The sequence below is a fragment of the Paenibacillus antri genome (assembly GCF_005765165.1).
GTDB classification, from domain to species: domain Bacteria; phylum Bacillota; class Bacilli; order Paenibacillales; family YIM-B00363; genus Paenibacillus_AE; species Paenibacillus_AE antri.
In genome coordinates this window covers 157473-175529 of sequence record NZ_VCIW01000017.1, presented here as the reverse complement: position 1 = coordinate 175529, position 18057 = coordinate 157473, and the positions used below count along the sequence as shown (strand labels likewise).

15 protein-coding genes are annotated in these 18057 nt (G+C 53.7%); 11 read left to right on the top strand and 4 right to left on the bottom strand.

The window, feature by feature from the left end:
- Nucleotides 1–1234 precede the first annotated feature (1234 nt).
- The 4 genes from FE782_RS22595 to FE782_RS22580 all read left to right on the top strand — a co-directional run bounded on the left by FE782_RS22595 (nt 1235) and on the right by FE782_RS22580 (nt 4668).
- The gene (locus tag FE782_RS22595) at nt 1235–1819 is read left to right on the top strand and encodes a hypothetical protein (protein WP_138196606.1); all 585 of its coding nucleotides are present in this window, start codon (nt 1235–1237) and stop codon (nt 1817–1819) included.
- Nucleotides 1820–1999: 180 nt separating this feature from the next.
- A complete protein-coding gene (locus tag FE782_RS22590; protein ID WP_138196605.1) occupies nt 2000–3040 on the top strand; it encodes a hypothetical protein in 1041 nt (346 codons plus the stop codon).
- 258 nt (nt 3041–3298) lie between these two features.
- A complete protein-coding gene (locus tag FE782_RS22585; RefSeq protein ID WP_138196604.1) occupies nt 3299–3754 on the top strand; it encodes a DUF4871 domain-containing protein in 456 nt (151 codons plus the stop codon).
- A 122-nt stretch (nt 3755–3876) separates the two neighbouring features.
- Nucleotides 3877–4668 (top strand): serine hydrolase domain-containing protein, encoded by a 792-nt coding sequence (locus FE782_RS22580; RefSeq protein ID WP_138196603.1) that lies wholly within the window; start codon nt 3877–3879, stop codon nt 4666–4668.
- A gap of 54 nt (nt 4669–4722) precedes the next feature.
- Here the strand turns inward: FE782_RS22580 and FE782_RS22575 are convergent, their stop codons facing one another.
- On the bottom strand, nt 4723–5895 hold the full coding sequence (locus FE782_RS22575; RefSeq protein ID WP_238392617.1) for an MFS transporter: 1173 nt from the start codon (nt 5893–5895) through the stop codon (nt 4723–4725).
- A gap of 46 nt (nt 5896–5941) precedes the next feature.
- Complete coding sequence (locus FE782_RS22570; RefSeq protein ID WP_158299509.1) at nt 5942–6763, bottom strand: nicotianamine synthase family protein; 822 nt, start codon at nt 6761–6763, stop codon at nt 5942–5944.
- Nucleotides 6764–6964: 201 nt separating this feature from the next.
- Between FE782_RS22570 and FE782_RS22565 the strand changes: the two genes are divergently transcribed.
- Nucleotides 6965–7645, top strand: coding sequence for a glycoside hydrolase family 73 protein (locus FE782_RS22565; RefSeq protein ID WP_138196600.1), 681 nt, complete (start codon nt 6965–6967; stop codon nt 7643–7645).
- 179 nt (nt 7646–7824) lie between these two features.
- Here FE782_RS22565 and FE782_RS22560 read toward each other — a convergent pair whose 3' ends face one another.
- Nucleotides 7825–8829: a ketoacyl-ACP synthase III gene (locus FE782_RS22560; RefSeq protein WP_138196599.1), complete on the bottom strand. Its 1005-nt coding sequence runs from the start codon at nt 8827–8829 to the stop codon at nt 7825–7827.
- Between the two features lie 202 nt (nt 8830–9031).
- Here FE782_RS22560 and FE782_RS22555 point away from each other — a divergent pair, with 202 nt between their 5' ends.
- The 6 genes from FE782_RS22555 (at nt 9032) to FE782_RS22530 (ending at nt 16525) form a co-directional block, all read left to right on the top strand.
- Nucleotides 9032–9544, top strand: a complete 513-nt coding sequence (locus tag FE782_RS22555) for an SRPBCC family protein (RefSeq protein WP_138196598.1) — start codon at nt 9032–9034, stop codon at nt 9542–9544.
- Between the two features lie 311 nt (nt 9545–9855).
- Nucleotides 9856–11574: a polysaccharide deacetylase family protein gene (locus FE782_RS22550; RefSeq protein ID WP_138196597.1), complete on the top strand. Its 1719-nt coding sequence runs from the start codon at nt 9856–9858 to the stop codon at nt 11572–11574.
- Between the two features lie 2 nt (nt 11575–11576).
- The gene (locus tag FE782_RS22545) at nt 11577–12827 is read left to right on the top strand and encodes a DegT/DnrJ/EryC1/StrS family aminotransferase (protein WP_138196596.1); all 1251 of its coding nucleotides are present in this window, start codon (nt 11577–11579) and stop codon (nt 12825–12827) included.
- Nucleotides 12828–12963: 136 nt separating this feature from the next.
- On the top strand, nt 12964–14601 hold the full coding sequence (locus FE782_RS22540; protein ID WP_158299508.1) for an extracellular solute-binding protein: 1638 nt from the start codon (nt 12964–12966) through the stop codon (nt 14599–14601).
- Between the two features lie 63 nt (nt 14602–14664).
- Nucleotides 14665–15621, top strand: a complete 957-nt coding sequence (locus FE782_RS22535; RefSeq protein ID WP_138196594.1) for an ABC transporter permease — start codon at nt 14665–14667, stop codon at nt 15619–15621.
- A 13-nt stretch (nt 15622–15634) separates the two neighbouring features.
- Nucleotides 15635–16525, top strand: coding sequence for a carbohydrate ABC transporter permease (locus tag FE782_RS22530; RefSeq protein WP_138196593.1), 891 nt, complete (start codon nt 15635–15637; stop codon nt 16523–16525).
- 54 nt (nt 16526–16579) lie between these two features.
- Here FE782_RS22530 and FE782_RS22525 read toward each other — a convergent pair whose 3' ends face one another.
- Nucleotides 16580–17962, bottom strand: a complete 1383-nt coding sequence (locus FE782_RS22525) for an extracellular solute-binding protein (RefSeq protein ID WP_158299507.1) — start codon at nt 17960–17962, stop codon at nt 16580–16582.
- Nucleotides 17963–18057: the final 95 nt, after the last annotated feature.

Below are 18057 nucleotides of genomic sequence, written 5' to 3'. Positions count from 1 at the left end.
CGTGTAGCCGATATCCCCAGCTTTGCATTACCTACATGGGAGCAGGTCAGAAACAGAAAATACGATGTTTGGGACCGTGAACACATCATCATCGACACTGCTCACCGAACTGTGGACGAATGTCTGAAAACGTTGCGCACACGGTTGGAACAGGAGCTTAAGAAATTTAGTTGATCCCGCTATCGGGTAACGATAGCTCCATAAACCGCCACGGCAGCCGACCAACGATCGGCTGCCGTTTCCATTGAAGTAACTGGCAGATGAGTGGAACGACGTAGCCTTTTAAACCGTCTAAATTATATAGTCGTAATAACGATATTCAGGTGTAAGGGTGACAATGATGAAGGAAATAGTGGGTTATATTTGGATAGTTGTTTTAATTTTTGAGTTAATATGGATTCGTCAAATTACATCGAACGTACATACGCCAGGTGACTTATTCTTCTCTGGAGCAATATTATTTACAACTATCGCAGTAGGGGCCGTTAGTGTTCTTGTGTCTAAGGAGAAAAAATAACAAACAGCAATCCATCGTTCATTCTGTGTTTACCGACGCTCAACTATCTGGCGGTTTAGCGCAACTTGGCAAGCCACGGAAACGTAAAAGGGTTGACAGGTGAAATGAACCTTTTGAGCGTTAGAGGGGGGATACTGTTGAAGTGGTCAGGGTATATCTTTAGAGCGATTTGGTTTCTAGGATTAATTTTCATGGTTAGTATCGGTTACGAATTGGAGAATTCTATTCAATGGATCAGTTCGAGTAGCTTTAATTACCTTACAATGTTTTGGTATTTCACCGTTGCACCTACTCTTTTCGGTATTTATCTTTCTTTGCTATTCATTAACAAAAGGCCGGTTAAAATAAACGTGCCGTTACTTTTGTGTGTTTGTGTTCCATGTCTTATACTGACGTTTTATTCCCCTATCGTTTACACGATCGTTTCCATGACGACTTCCTCCTCAATGATTCCCATCCCATTATGGCTAATGAAGATAACCGAATCGGGCATAGTTTCATTTATTGGCGGTTTTTCCTTGTTCACGGCTTTATTTGGTTTCGACCGTGCAAAGGCTTAATAGCAGTGCAGATGATTTAATTCTTACTATTGAATGTATTCGGTACGACCGTTCAACTATACGATCTGGGCAGGATAGCGCAACTTCAGAAAATATGTGGCGTAAATATTTGAACGAAAAGCAAGTGATTTCCAAACCGTTAGGGGACTAGTTGCAGATGAAGATGAATAGGTGGATCGTTTCGTTCAGCTTAATTGTTATCATCTTTGGCGTAGTTTGGGTCATGTATATGAAGCCCACCCTAAACATTGACGTTGATTTAGAGCTGGCAGGCGTAAAGTATCAGTTAGGTTCTGAAGGAACGATGGAGCCTGCAACTGTTGTCATTCAGGGCAAGCTGCACACAAACTTGAAAGGCGAGCGAGTTTTTACAGGTGTAGTTCAGGTTGTAGGTGAAGAAATTCCAGTGCCTCAGGATCAACGCAAGGTAGAAATTCGTTTCTCCGGTGATGGCTGGGGCTCCATTGCGTACCCGTATTTTATCTATGACGAACGCGGGGCTGCTAAAGATGCAAAAATATATCACTCACATTCAATATTCGCAAACAAAGATTTCAGTCAAGTCGCGTTGCTTCTCAAAACACCAGGTCAACAGTCCGATCCTGAAGGTGGAAATCCCCAAGCCTTATGGAACTCTGAAAATGGAATGATGTTATCTGCCCCCGCATCAACACGTGAAGAGGCATTGGCACTATCCAATAAGCTAATGGTGGAATTTCTTAAAGGGAAACAGTTAGAATAAACTGTCCATTATATGATTGTGCTAATGGAGACGATAGTTAAAGATCACGAGGCTGCCGATAGATCGGCGGCCTCGCACTGCGTTTGTAAACTTTTGATGAATATGGGGTGTCGATCGGAAACTTTCCGCACTGAATGCCGTCTATGTTGGTAACGAACTGGAAGGGGGTAAGTTGATTAGATGAGAAACATATGGATCGGACTCGCGTTGGCCGCGCTTCTTTTGTCGGTGGGCTGCGGTCCGGAGGCGGCGCCGGGGACGCCCGAAGAGACGGAGCGGCCGGCTGAGGCGATGACGCCCGCAGAGGTGGAGCAACAGGAGACGCCATCCGAAGAAGCGCCTTTGGAAATACCGGCGCAAGTACGCTTGGTTACAGAGGCGGTACGGCATGTTTCACCGCCAGAAGAGATGCCGTGGGTAAGGGAGTCGTTCCGTCTTCCGTTCACGCTCGAGGTCGAGGAAGACGCAACCGTATATGTGCAAAAAGTCGGTTCGACGGATGTGTTCGAGCTGGCGCCGCATCAGGCAGTGATCGCGCTCCAAACGCTTCGACTCACCAAGCCGAGCCCGTTCGTGGAATGGCTCGAGGAGGTGCCTTCCGGTCCGAAGGCGAGCATCGTGATCGCGAGCGGAGCGAACGCCTACGAAACGAGTTTTTATTACGAAAAGAACGTTCTCTCCTCGGCGACAGACAATCCGACGGGGACCGGATATCTGTACGCGTATGATACGCATCTGTCATTGCTCCTCTATGAGCTGTTCGAACCGAAGACGGCGATGGGGACGGTCGGGGCCTTCTACGACGCGCTGATAGCCGAGTCGACGCCAAGCGAAGGCGGAGTGCAAACGGAGGGAGCTGTCGAGCCGGAACGGCTTACGGTCGAGGGGAAAGATTATCTCGCTTGGGAAGCGGAGTTGTCGGGAGCGGAGCCACTAGAGGAGACGTCTTTCGTCGGCTTCGAGGGAGAGCTCGAACCGATGGCAGCGTACGACGGCGGCGTGCTGAAGCTGAACCTCGCCTACGCGTTCACGGAGCCCGGGTACGCGACGCCGGACGGTATCGAGGTCGGAACGACTCGGGAGGACGTCCTGGTGAAGCTTGGCGCTCCGAATCGGGCGCTTCCCGACGCATGGGGATACCGGATCGGTGATTATTTTCGATTTTACCTATATTTTGCGGACGACGAAGTGGCCGCAATGTTGCTGACGATCCCGCTGTAGGAGGAAGGGTTATCCTCTCGGCTTTTATCTTTCATTTATTGTGGTTGCTGGGGGTGACTTCTTGTTAATCGCCAAGATATTTAACTCAAGGAGGGACCCATTTGGAACAGTCAAAGCTGCTGAAATGGATTGGAATATCCCTTATAGTAATCGCGGCTTTGTGGATTGGGGCTTATTTTGCAATACTGTTTGGAATAAAGTATTTTGTTGCTTTACTTTCATGTTTCTAATTAGGATGCCGATTCGTTGTGGAGGGATATGGAATTGAGAATTTTTATTTCTAGCCTTGCGATCGTTGCGATTATGATGGTTCTGAGCGCCTGCAACGAATCGAGCGAAGTCAGCGTCGAAACCGATGCCAGTCCTTTCTTTACGACGAGCACAGGGGCGGAGATGCAGGGGATCGAGGGCAAGATGGGGCTTTTGGGACCCGAATTCGTCGCGGGAAAGCCCAACAAGCACATGTGGCATTTCTGGGGCTCTGCAAAAGAGTTAAGCGGAAAATTTAGAGCCGAAGCGGTGAATTTGGCAACGGGCGAAAAGGTAAATCCTTTCCCGTTGGATTTTCCAGCTCCGATTGGCGGACCGAACAACGGAGCCGACGGGCACGTGCCGTCCTCCATCGAGTTGCCTGAGGCTGGGACGTGGCGATTGGACGCTTATTTCGACGACAAGCTCTTCACGAGCATCGTAATCGAAGTCAAGGCAGAATGAACGTTAGTGGAGCTGACGAGCAGTAATCAATAAAAGGTACGCGGGCCGCAAAACGTCCGAATGCTTTTTCGCTGCAGTAACAGTAAAGTTGAAAGAACTTAATATATGAGGTGCTTATATGCATGCGAGCATTACAGAGCGGATTCGACTCGCTCGAGAAAGTAACGGTTTCTCAGGAACAGTGTACCATTCATCACCTTCTAACGCACACAGCAGGAATACCAGATTACTTTGATGAAGAGGTTATGCATGACTTCGAAGAGTTGTGGCGTGAGACACCTATGTACCAAATTAGGAATCTCAAGGATTTCTTGCCGCTCTTTCAACACAGACCAATGAAGTTCGACGTCGGAGCTCGATTTGGTTACAACAATGCAGGGTATATTTTGTTGGGGCTGATTGTCGAGGCGGTAACCCAACAAGGCTTTGCCGAATATGTTCAAGAAAATATTTTCAACAAAGTGGGTATGAGTAGGTCGGGTTATTTCGAGTTTGATGCTCTCCCAACCAATACAGCACAAGGGTATGTCGACTTCTCGGATGGCACATGGAAGACAAACATTTACTCATTGCCTGCCAAAGGCGGCTCCGACGGTGGGGCATTCGTAACCGTTAATGACATGGTAAAGTTCTGGGAAGCACTGGTGACACATCAGCTATTAAGCACTACGACCACTGAGCGAATGCTTACTGCTCATACAAGGGTCGATAACGATGGCAATTTCTACGGTTATGGTGTCTGGATCGCGAAAACCGGGGATGACATCGTAAAGTATCACGTGATGGGCTACGATCCTGGCGTGAGCTTCCACTCTGCTTATTATCCCCGTAAATCTATTAAGGCCGTTGTTTGCTCAAACAGGTCATCGGGTGCGTATGACGTGATGAAGTATATCGATAACGAGATTTTATAGATTGACGATTAACGGAGGAGAACATGAAAGGATCGAACTGGTTCGTGCGCGCCATCATCGCTTACGGGCTTGTTTGATTCCGTCGACGGAAGTTTCGGACTCAGACCTTTTGCTGAGTGCAAAGCTAAGCATCGCTGCGACGCTGCAAATATAAGGGAGGACGGAATAATCCCACTTGGTGATGATATAGCCGCCGATCATTGACCCGAGGGTGATACCGACATAGAGGGCTGTATTATTCCATGCCATAACGATTCCTCGTTCTTCCGGGTATTCAACCGCTAATCGCGCTTGGTACGATGTGAATCCTGCATACCCAACCAATGCCCACAGGAACAGGAATAAATAAACCCAATCGTCAGTCGAGAAAAAGATTCCTGTACCAACGAGGATCATGGCCAAGAATAATAACGAAGCTTCCGAAATTTTCCTTTCTCCGAACTTATCTGTCAATTGTCCGCTCGTAAGACTTCCGAATACTGCGCCAATACCGTAAAAAGTTATTGAAAGTGCAATTTCAGATGTTGAAAAATGATTTTCAGAGTAAAGGGCCGCTCCTAAATAAACGTAAAGGGCATACATGGAAATGGCCCAGACGGCGGTAACACTTACCGATCTTAATATTTTCAAGATATTTCCTTGTAAAAGACTTACCCCTGCATCATACTTCGAAGCCGCACTCCATGTTTTGAAGTTCACGATTGCCAGGACGGCACCCGAAACAGCCATAACAATAAATACGGAACGCCATCCGAGATAGTGCTCCAAGAATGTGCCGAACGGCGCTCCTGCCCAAAGAGCCGTTAAGTGCCCCGAAACAACAATGGAAAGCCACCTTCCCCTTCGGTTGGGCGGTGCGATAGATCCAATGATTGCATAGATCAAAGGCGTGACGGACGCGACCGACAAGCCAGCTAAGATACGGCTAAAAATAAGCCATGAAAACGATGGTGCATAAGCCGTCAGTGCATTCGAAAAGGCGAACAGCAACAACCCAAATGTAATCCATGTTCTCCGGCCCTTTTTGTCCGAGAGCCAACCGAAGAAAGGCGCCGAAACCGCGTAAGTAATCGCAAAAACGGTTGCCATCCATCCAACTGTCGCCGAGCGAACCCCGTATGCCTCCGAAATAAAGGGGAGCAGCGGAGAAACCACAAATAAGTCAGTACCCATAAGATACAGGGTTATCCACGCTACGCTCAAACTTACCTTTCCATTCCGATCCAAATTGGCCCCCTCCTTATGAGAAATATATATTCTCAAGGAGGGTTCTTTATTTTTGGCTAAATAGGACGGCGTCGTACAACTTTCCGCATGACGGCAGCTCGCGCGGGATCCACGCATCGTCCGGAACGCCCTCCATCGGGTAGTTAAAGACGGATTTCAGTCCGTTGCCGTACCGAACGATAATTTTTGCGTTCGGATCAACGATAGATTTCAGTTCATCCAGAAGCTCCTTCTTTTGTGGCACAAGCGATGCAATGATGACATGGGTTACCTCGCGTATGGAATCGATCTCGCGGATCCGAACGCCGGAGAACCGCACATTCTCGCGAAGACCCGACGCTTCCGCTATTTTGTTCGACAACCGCACCGCCTCGGTGTCGATGTCCAGTCCCAGCACGGAAGCCCCGGTTTCTTTAGCGATGGTCAGAGCGGATAAAGGGAATGCGCCCGATCCGATAAACAACACGTTGGACGTCTCGTCGATGCGGCACCGGACGAACTCCTCCTTTACTGAATCGGAAAGGGTGGAGAGGTATTCGAAGATCGTACGCCCTTCGTCGCAGAGACAGAGGGAATGGTATTTCTCCATATCGCAAACGGCTTGCGCGGAGCTTTCCCTCAACCTCTGAGCATGCGCCCGAACATCGTCGTGAAAGCCGTAAAGCAACCATAGGTTTTCGTTATCTTCGTCGGTCATAAAGCGGCACAGCTTGTCGATTCGTTCCTTTAAGAGCGAATAGCACTCGCAGCAGGACTTGGAAAAGCGGGTCAGCTCTTTAATTTCGTAATCAAGCGTTTTGATACCTAGTAGGAGCTCGTATTTGCCCGCCACCTTTGGATTATGGAGTGCTTCCGAATGTCCATACATGCGAATTCCTGCTTTCATCTTGGGATGATTATGGTCGTAGAGATATATCATTGTCATCAGTGATAATTATTATCAATTAGATTCGAATATAAACCGGCTTTCCCGACTTAGGACGAACTAGGTCATGGAGCCCGTTAAGCGAAACGCCGCCTCCTCCACGCCGACCCACGAATATACTAATGACGAGGGGGGGGGACGCGCATGCAGCCGAGCGAATTTCTTACCATCGTCGCTCCGGTCGTCGTAAGCGTTCGCGTCGACGGCGGCGTGTTATTTCCGAGCGTCAGCCTGGCGCAGACGATTCTCGAGACCGGTTGGACGATTCCTTCTTGGAACAATCTCGTCGGGTATAAGGTCGGGAGCGGGCGCATGACGGAATACTGGCACGGCCGAAGCGTAAATAAGGCCACGCGGGAAGTGACGGACGATCTCGGAGAAATCGACGTACAGGCCAACTTTCGGGCTTACGATTCCATCGAGGACAGCCTTAAGGACCAGGTGCTGTTGTTCTTGGGCAACCGCGCGCGATACGGACGCGTGATCGAAGCCGCAACGCCTCGCGAGCAAGCGGAAGCGCTGCAGGCGAGCGGTTACGCGACCGACCCGGCGTACGCCGCGAAGCTGACGTCCATCATTCGAAGCTATAACTTGGAACGTTATGATAAGGAGGCTGAGAAAATCATGGAAGCTCTGGAGGAATTGCGAAAGCAGGTGGCAGAATTGCAAGCGCTGGTCCTAGAGACCGAGCCGCCCGCTTGGGCGCAAGCGACGGTAACCAAGCTCGTCGAGCGAAAACTGCTTTCCGATCCGAGAGGCGACCGAAGCTTCTTTCGCACATTGGTCGTGTTAGACCGAGCGGGCGCTTTCGATCGCAAGGAATAGCAAAGGCGGTCCGTTCGGAAAAGGGGTCTATAACCAAGGAAATACGGCTCTTCGGGATCGCCCGAAGAGCCGTATTTGTTATGAAGCGCGGTCCCGACGGCGGCCGCGGCGGCCAGCGTGTTTCCGCGTCGAAAGCCCTCGTATTCTGATATGACTAGCGACAACCGTCTCCGTAGGGATTACAACGTCCATCGCAGCAACAGTCCTGCCTGCACGAGACCGCCGCCGAAGCCGTAGAGCAGGATCTCCTCGCCGGTCGTCAGCTTGCCTTCTCGATACGCGGCGTCGATCGCGAGCGGGATCGAGGCGGCGGAGGTGTTGCCATAGTCGGGCAAGCAATGCAGCGTCTTCTCCATCGGAATGCCGGTCCGTTCGCTTATCGACTCTAGCATGCGCACATTCCCGTTATGCGGCGCGAACCAGGCGACCGATTCGGCTGTCCGACCGCATGCCGCAAGCAAGGCGAGCACCCCTTCGGATACTTCGGAGACAGCCCATTTATACACCTCGCGGCCGTTCTGGACAATCTTCCCGCTTGTTATAAGCGGCACTCCGTTCATCGTCGACGAAAGAGCGGTGCGGTACAGCTGATGGCCCGACTCCCCGGTCGTCGAGACGCACGAGCCGAGAAACGCCCCCGACTCGCCGGGTTTCGCCGCCTCTACGAGAGCGGCGCCCGCGCCGTCGCCGAATAAAATACACGTGGTCCGGTCGGAATAGTCCGTAATCTTGGACAGCGTCTCCGCTCCGATGACGAGCACCTTCCGATGCAGTCCGGAGAGAACGAGCCCGTTCGCGAGCTGCAGGGCGCTCACGAAGCCCGCGCAAGCCGCCTGAAGGTCAGCGGCTCCGGCGGACCGGATGCCGAGCGCCGCCTGCACGCGAGCGGACATGCTCGGAAAGACGGTCTCCGGGGACGATGTCGCGGTCAAAATGTAGTCGACGTCGCTTAGGTCGATCCCGAAGCGTCGTTCTAGATCTCTTGCCGCTTCGATGCACAGATCGCTGCAGAATTCGTCTTCTCTGGCGATGCGGCGCTCCCGTATGCCGGTACGCTGTACGATCCATTCATCGTTAGTGTCTACGAGTCGTTCCAGGTCGGCGTTCGTAAGGACGCGTTCGGGCACGTACGACCCGATAGCCGTAATGACGGCGTTGGATTGCGATGGACCCGCATGAAACATAATATCCTCTCCTTCCACGCAACTATATGCTAGTCATAGTACATGGTCATAATACTAGCTGTAAGTTCTGGAAAAGGCAATAGCAGAATGGCCCCCTCGTATCGACGCGGCGGTTCATGATCTCATTTAATATTCCTTGACCGGAATATTCTGAATGGGGTATACTTCATTCAGGATTCGTCAAGAAATGGAGGCTCAAATAATGACGGTAGAACCGGAAGGCAAGGAGTTAGTCATAACGCGCGTTCTCCCCGCGCCGCGCGAGCTTGTATTCAAAGCTTGGTCCGAGGTCGAGCATCTGAAGCAATGGTGGGGACCGAAAGGATTTAAAATTCATGTCGCGCAATGGGACTTCCGTCCGGGAGGCATTTTCCATTACAACATGCAATCTCCCGATGGTCATCGAATGTGGGGGAAATTTGTTTATCAGGAAATCGTTGCTTACGAAAAGATCGTCTGGGTCAACAGCTTTTCAGATGAGGCGGGCCATATAGTCCGGGCGCCATTCAGCGATTTGATCCCGCTGGAGATCCGCAATACGGTAACCTTCAGTGAAATTAACGGTAGTACCACAATGACCTTATGCAGCGGACCGATCAACGCAACCGAGGCAGAGAGAAGCTTCTTCGAGGGCATGTTCGAATCGATGCAGGAGGGCTTCGGCGGAACTTTCGATCAGCTCGAAACCTATTTGGCACAACGGGACGACGAATGATCGGTTGTACCGTTGGGTGAAAAGACGGCTCGAGACAGCGGCAGTCCAAGACTTCTTACTTTAGTCCAGGACCGCCGCTGTCGTTTCTGTTTTTTAAGATGATCGTCGCGAACCGATCGCCCAACGGGTAGGTCGGTTATTTCCATTTTCGCTCAGAAAAACGATTGACACCAAGTGCATAAAGAAGTATCTTGAAAAATAGATACAGGTATATAACAAGTACCATATAAGAGGAGGGACAAGAGCACCGGGCCGACGGTGTATGCGCTAAACGGGCAGTACAATTCAGACATAGAAAGGTGTAATAGCCGATGAGAATGGCACGGATAGGCGTATTGTTGGATCAAGCGGCGGTAGAACGGCGCCACCGGTACGGAATCAACGTATTCGAGGCGTTCGTCGGAGAGGTGCTGGCGCATGCGGGCATTCCGTTCGAATGGATTCGCCGGACGGAACAGGTTGGAGAGTGCAAGCCGGACGTGCTGCTCGTCGCCTTCGCGGAGGAGGACGCGATGACGGCGGAGGCGATATGGAATTACGCGGAGCGAGGCGGCATCGTAATTTCATACGCAGGGTTGAACGGGCTTGCGTCGAAACTAGGTTGCTACGAGCAACGGGACATTCCGGTAGGATACGCGGAAGCGATGCCGACGACCGGCGGGGACAGCCGGCCGCTGCGGTTTCTAGGGGCAGTGCCTTGGGCGCCGGCTTCGTCGTCGCCGCGCGCCTCGGCCGAAGTCGGGACGATCCGCAAGGAATGCCCGGACGGAGCGGAAGCGGGCGCCGCGCTGCAGCGGTTCGGGGTAGGCGAAGGCGCGATCGATCGTTGGTCCGTCAACATTCCGAGGACGATCGTTCTGCTTCAGCAGGGAACCGGGCCGGTGTTCCACGACGGCGTCCCGGCGAAGGACGGGACCGGGGCGGTCGACGAAGGCATCTTGAAGGCTGACGACCGCTGCGGGATGGATTGGGAGCTCGACCGCGAGAAGACCGAAACCGGCGCCCCGTATTTCGCGCATCCGTACGCGGACTTATGGAAGGAGCAGCTCATATCGCATCTCCTTAAGCGCGTTACGGCCATGGGGTTGACGCTCCCGTTCCTCGGGCTCTGGCCGGACGGCGTACCCGCCGTCGCGATGATTTCCCACGACAGCGACCTGAACCTCGACGAATCGGCGGAGACGACGCTCTCCGTGCTGAAGGAGTGCGGCATCCGCTCCACGTGGTGCATGATCGAGCCGGGGTACAGCCCTCATATTTACGAGAAGGCGAAGCGGGACGGTCATGAGTTGGCTTTCCATTACAACGCGTTGGACGCGCAGAACGGACGTTGGGGCGAGGACGAATTCGACCGCCAGTTCGCTTGGTTGAAGGAAGCGACGGGCGGCGCGCCGATCGTGTCGAACAAAAACCATTACACCCGGACGGAAGGGTGGGGGGAGCTGTTCGCATGGTGCGAAAAACACGGGATTCAAGCCGAGCAGACGAGAGGGCCCAGCAAGAAGGGCAACATCGGTTTTTTGTTCGGGACGTGTCACCCGTATTTCCCGATTTCCTGGTTCGACGACGGCAATCGCGCATACGACGTGCTTGAAATCAGCTTCTTGACCCAGGACTTGGACCATATGCTCCTGGCCGATTCCAGCGTCGTCGTTCCGTTCCTCGAGCAGGTCGCTCGGGTGCAGGGCGTGGCGCACTTCCTGTTCCACCAGGTTCATATTCACCAACAGCCTCCGGTGACGGCGGCGCTTCGCAAGGTAGTCGCGGAGGCGCGGAAACGAGGCTTCGAATTTTGGACTTGCGAGCGGATCAACGATTGGGAACGCGCCCGGAGGAACGTCGAGATCGTGGGCGTGGAAGCGGACGGCGCCGTCCATGCGAGAGGCGCCGAAGGGCTGAACGACGCGGCGATATTCGTGCCGATCGCCGAACCGGCGGACCTTGACGCCGGCGTCGAGTGGCATTACGGCGTGCCGTGCCGGAAAACCGTGCTGAACCGGTCGAATGAAGCGATCGCGAAGGAGGGGTAACGATGAGCGAACCGTTGGCTTTGTACGGAGGGCCGAAGACGAAGGTGACGCCGTTCGGCACCGGCCGGCGCTTCGGCTTCGAGGAAGCGAAGGAGCTGCTCGAAGCGTTGGAGCAGAACACGCTGTTTTATCATTTCGGAGGCAAGGTGAAGAAGTTCTTGGAGGATTTCAATGCGCTGTACGGGGTGAAATACAGCGTCGCCGCCTCCTCGGGAACGGCCGCGATTCATGTCGCGTTGGGCGCGGCGGGCGTCACGGTCGGCGACGAGGTCATTACGAGCCCGATCACGGACCAAGGAACGCTGGTCGGCATCTTGTACCAGAACGCGATCCCGGTATTCGCGGACCTCGATCCCCACACGTATAACCTGGATCCCGCTTCGGTGGAAGCCCGGATCACGGAGAAGACGAAGGCGATCGTCGTCGTTCATCTCGCAGGCAATCCGTGCGATATGGATCCGATTATGGAGATCGCGCGGAAGCATCGGCTAAAGGTGATCGAGGACTGTGCGCAGAGCTATCTCGCGAAATACAAGGGACGTCTGGCCGGCACGATCGGCGATTACGGCTGCTTCAGCACGAACGATTTCAAGCATATTTCGACGGGGGACGGGGGCATCGTCTCGGTGAACTCCGGCAGGGAGGACGATTTTCACGCGGTGCACGCCTTCGCGGACAAAAACTACCGCCGCTTCGGCACGGACGTTATGCGGGAGCTGCAGACGTTGGCTCCGAACTACCGGATGACGGAGCTGCAGGGGGCCGTCGGCATCGCGCAGCTGAAGAAGCTGCCGTGGATTTGCGAGCGCCGCACCGCGTACGGCGACCGGATCACCGAAGGGTTGCAAGGACTGCCCGGCATTACGGCGCATCGCGTAGAGCAAGGCAACGTGGGTACGTATTGGTTTTATATGCTGCGCGTAGAGGAAGACGCGCTGGGGTGCAGCCGGGAGGCTTTTTCGGAAGCGCTTGCAGCCGAAGGCATTCCGAACAGCCCCGGGTATATTCCCGACGTAGTGTATATGCAGCCGTTGTTTCAGCGGCGAAGCGCGTACCCGGGAAGCAGCTTCCCCTTCGATCTTAGCGGGGCGACGTACGAACGAGGCTTATGCCCGAACGCGGAACGCATTCTGCAGACAGCGGTGAGATTGAATGTTAACGAACATTACACAGATCAAGACATCGATGATATGGTGAAAGCGGTTCGAAAGGTCGTTTATTTCTTTGCCCCCAAAGAAAACGCTGTCATCTAGAAAAAAATGCGTTGACTCCGAAAATTAAACCATACTATAATACAGGTATGATACATATCACAATTTGATGCGTCATACTTCCTTACATGGTCGTTACAAGGAAGGGTTGGAAAACATTTATGGGAGGTCTAGAACGATGAACATTGCAAAGTGGAAGCTGACGCTAGCAGGCATGCTCGCCTTCTCGCTGGTCGCAAGCGCCTGCTCCGGCGGCGGCACCGATGCCGGCACCGAGCCGGCGGGAGGAACGGAGCCTGCCGCGCCGCAGGAGACGCCGACGGCGAGCGAGTCCGAGCCTGCGGAACCGGAGATGGAGCGGCTGGAATTGAAGTGGTTTTTCCCGGCGGCCGCGGATGCCGTCCTCCCGGAAGGCGAGGCCGACTTCATCGGCAAAGCGATCGAAGAGAAGTTCAATGTCGATCTTGTCATCGAAAACGCGCCGAGCGGTCCGGATTACGACAACAAGCTGAACCTGCTGATCGCGTCGGGCGACGCTCCCGACATGTTCATCTCGAGCGGCGCCAACTCCCAAAAGTACATCCTGGACGGCGTCACCGCCGATCTGACGCCTTACGTCACTCCGGCGAAGATGCCGAACTACTTCAAGTGGATCAGCGAGGTGGAGCTGCAACGGTATTCTGTCGAAGGGAAATTCGAACGTTCGCCGCTCATCTTCCCGCGGAGCGTGTACCGCTCCTACTACATTCGGAAGGACTGGCTCGATAATCTCGGTCTGTCGATGCCGACGAATTACGAAGAGACGATGGAAGTCATTCGGGCCTTTACGTTCAACGATCCGGACCAGAACGGCAAGAACGACACGTACGGTCTGACGGCGGTCGGCAACGGCACCTCGCTTTCGTACGACTTCCCGCATTGGATCCAGAACGACTTGGTCGGCGCGTTCATGATCCGCGACAACAAGCTCGTCGACGTACAGAGCGACCTGAACGTGCAACACGTCATCCAAGGCATCAAGGATATGATGGCCGAAGGCACGGTCGATCCGGACTGGTTCCTGCTGAAGGGGACGGAGCACGTCGATAAGGCTGCGGGCGGCAAAGCCGGCATCATCGTCGGCGGCAACAAGACGTTCGCATTCGACAGCGACCCGGTCAGCATTCAGAACAAGTCGAAGGCGCTCAACCCGAACGCCAACTGGTTGCCGTTCCATCCGTTCGCCGAGACGGGCACTTGGACGCACAATCTGCCGGAGGCTCCGTTCATGTTCGCGAAGACGACCGCTGAGGAAAGTCCGGCGAAGTTGGAGCGCATGGCGCAAATCATCGATTGGATGTCGAGCGAAGAAGGCTTCCTGCTCATTAACTACGGCATCGAAGGAAAACACTATACGCGCAGCGGCAACACGATCACCGTGTCGCAAGCTCACTTGGACGCCCTCCAGAAGGACGTCGTCGAGCAGGGGAACTTCCAGCTGGTATACCGCTTCCTGTATTCGAACAATCCGGAACCCGAGGTGCTTGGGCTGGAAATCATCGACGAGCGCATGACGGACCGCGACCGGGACATCGTAGCGACAATACAATCCTATAAGCTGCTGCCGTCGATCGGAACGAACGTCGCGCCGCCTCCGGGCTTCAACTTGGCGGACTTCCGCAAGAAGATGCGCGAGCTCCAAGTCCAAGTGTTGTTCGACGAGCCGGATGCGTCGAACTGGCCGAAATATCATGAGCAGCTGATGACCGAATACGGCGGGCAAGCGATGCTCGACACGTATACGGAGCAAATCAAGGCGGCAGGGGTCATTCAGTAAAGCGGCGAACCATATAGAGGGGGGGGAACCCCCTCTATATTTGTAATCGAAAGGGGTGTGCGGATGAAGCGGGAACAAGCCGTAACGAATGCCTTAGCCGCTCCTGCGCCGCTTAGGATCAGGTTCGGAAGAGCGTTAACCCGATACCGATGGTTTTATTTGATGATGGTACCGGGGCTGCTCTACTATCTCGTATACCATTACGTTCCTATGGGCGGGTTGTTGATCGCCTTCAAGGATTACAATTTGTCCAAGGGGATTTGGGGGAGCGAATGGGTAGGATTTAAGCATTTCAGGACCATTTTCGATTCGCCGTACTTCTATGAAATTATGCGCAATACAGTCGTGCTCAGCGTCTACCGAATCGTGTTCAATATGCTCCCGGACGTGCTGTTGGCGTTGATGCTGAACGAGGTTCGGAAGCTGTGGTTCAAGAAAATCATTCAAACGGTCACCTACGGCCCTTACTTTTTGTCTTGGGTCATCGTCTACGGCTTAACGTTCGCCTTCTTGGCGCAGGATTCCGGCATCGTGAATTATTATATTCGCGAGTTCGGCGGGACCCCGATCAATTTCTTGGCGAACAACGATTTGTTCCGAACGATTCTCGTATCTACGGATATATGGAAAAATACCGGATTCGGCGCGATCATCTACCTTGCCGCGTTGGCTACCATAAACCAAGAGCTCTACGAAGCGGCCGTCGTGGACGGAGCCGGGCGTTGGCGCCAGCTTTGGCACGTCACGCTACCCGGCATCCGAGACGTGTTTATCCTGCTGTTGATTTTGCGCATCGGAAGCATCTTGGACGCTGGCTTCGATCAGGTGTATATTTTCCTGAACGCGCGCGTATACGAGGTCGGAGACATTATCGACACGTGGGTGTTCCGCCGCGGTCTCGAGCAGCTGGAATTCAGCGTAGCGATCGCGATGAACTTGTTCAAATCCGTCATCGGTTTCACGCTCGTCATCGGCGCAAACAAGCTCGCGAAAAGATTTGGTGGATCCGGAATCTGGTAGGAGGTCGATCGCTGTGTCCCGCATCGCGTACAAAACAACGTCCGACCGCATCGCAGACGCCGTGATATACGCGCTTCTGACGATCTTCGGACTGCTGACGCTGTTTCCGTTGTATTTCGTGTTCGTCATGTCCGTCACGCCTTACTCCGAGGTGATGCGAAACGGAGGCTTCGTGCTCTTCCCTTCCGCCTTCACGACGGAAGCGTTCGAAGCGATCTTCTCTAGCCGGACCGTCCCCCAGGCGCTGCGGATCACGGTATTCGTGACGCTCGTCGGCACGCTTCTGAATTTGATCGTGACGACGCTGCTGGCGTACCCGTTGTCGAAGAAATTCATCCCGGGCCGCAATGCGGTACTGCTCGCGATCGTGTTCACGATGCTGTTCTCCGGCGGACTGATCCCGCTCTACCTGGTCGTTCGCGCGACCGGGCTGATGAATACGGTATGGTCGCTCATGATCCCGGGGCTCGTCTCGACGTTCAACCTGCTGATCATGAAGACGTATTTCGAAAATTTGCCGACCGAGGTAGAGGAGGCGGCGAAGGTGGACGGCTGCGGCGACGTGCGGACGCTGGCCAGCATCGTCCTTCCGTTGTCGGCGCCGATCATGGCCACGTTGGGCTTGTTTTACGGGGTCGGTCATTGGAACAACTATTTCGCGGGGATCATGTACTTGAGCGATAAGAAGCTTTACCCGATCCAAGTCGTGCTACGCAATATGATTCAGACGCCGAACGTGAGCCAAGAACTGTCGATCTCGAATCCGATGCTGCTGCAGACGCTGCCGCCGGAGACGATCAAGATGGCGACCGTCGTCGTGGCGATCCTTCCCGTGCTCGCCATCTACCCGTTCCTGCAGCGTTTCTTCATTAAAGGCATGCTGCTCGGAGCGGTGAAAGGGTAAGCGAAAACGAAGAAAGCTTCCATCGGCGACGGAAGCTTTCTTGCTGTAAGGCGGCTAGTCGCGGCCATCCATCATGGAAAGAAGCTTCTCAGCGATTTCCTCTGCGGATTCCAAGCCGGACCAGTATAAGTGCATTTCGTTTTCCAAATCGTCCACCAGCCCGAAATCGCCGAACAGCTCGTGCAGGAAGTAGCTGTATTCGGTAATGTCTTCGCCGATGTACAACGATTGAAGCAAGGATTTGCTCCAGATCGCTTCGTTGATGGGGCGCAGGGCCGACATAAAGCCGGCGGTTTCCCCGAGCTTCTCCTGCATGTCCGGGGACAAGGCCATCTGCAGAAACCGAACGGCCAAATCGATTTCGTCGCTCTCCGAAGGAATCATGAAGGCGTTCGCGATCAGCATCGTGCCCATTCGTTCGCCGAACGGGAGGGACGCGACCTTCGATTCGAAGTCCAGTCCGTTGTTTCTCCACCCGGCCATCTCGATGGAGGTGGTGATCATCATCGCCGCCTTCTCGCGCGCATAGGCTTCGGAGTTTAACACGTATCTCGGCGACAACGTGGCGACCTTTTCCCGATACAGCAGGTCGTGGATGAAGGTCAACGTCTTCACGAGAGGCGCCTTTCCGCTGGTCGGCTTGAAGTCCGCTCCGTTCTGCAACGCGATGACTGGCCAGCGATTCAGCGAAGAAGACAGCGTAAGGCCGTACAGATCGTCGATGCCGTCGCCGTTCGTGTCCATCGTCAGACGGCGGGCGGCGCTTAAGAATTCTTCGGTCGTCCACAAATCCGATGGCTCCGGTACGCCGTATTTCCGGAACAGGTTAGGATTGTAGGCCAGGTATAACGTGGAAAACGTCGCCACCGCTCCTTTCAGCTCTCCGTCCCGAAGGAACGGAGCGAGAAGGCGAGGGTACATAAGATCGCGGATTTCGCCTAGTCGGTCGTTCAGATCGATAAAGTCGATCATCGAACCCGCGTCGCTGAAAAGCCGGTCCGTCGTCAAGATGAGGTCCGGCCGAAGCCCCAGCTCGATGCTGGCCTGGACGGATTCCCAGAACTCCGACGTCGAGAAGCTTAAACACTTGACTTCCACATTCGGAAACTCCCGCTCGAACGCCTCGATCAAAATCGGCATGCAGTGATCGAAGAAGTTGGAGGGCGACGTCGTGAAGATGCGAAGCACCTTGTTTTGGGTATGTTCGACGACCAGATCGGGCGATACGATCGTCCCTTGGCCGACTTTCTTCACGATGAGGCCTTCCTTCGCCAGCTGGTCGAGCGACTTGCGGACCGACGTTCGGCTGATGCCGTAATGCTTGCACAGATCGTTTTCTGACATTAAGAAATGTCCGGGTTTAATATAACCGGAGAGAATTTGCTCTCGTAAAATATTAGCCAGCTTGGAATAGCGAAACTCGTTTTCTCTCTTCATAGACGGCACACTGCTCCTATGTATTGCCATGGATTACTAAGTATTTTAATGCAAGAAAAAAAGAAATACAACTTTAATACATTTGTCATCCCGCG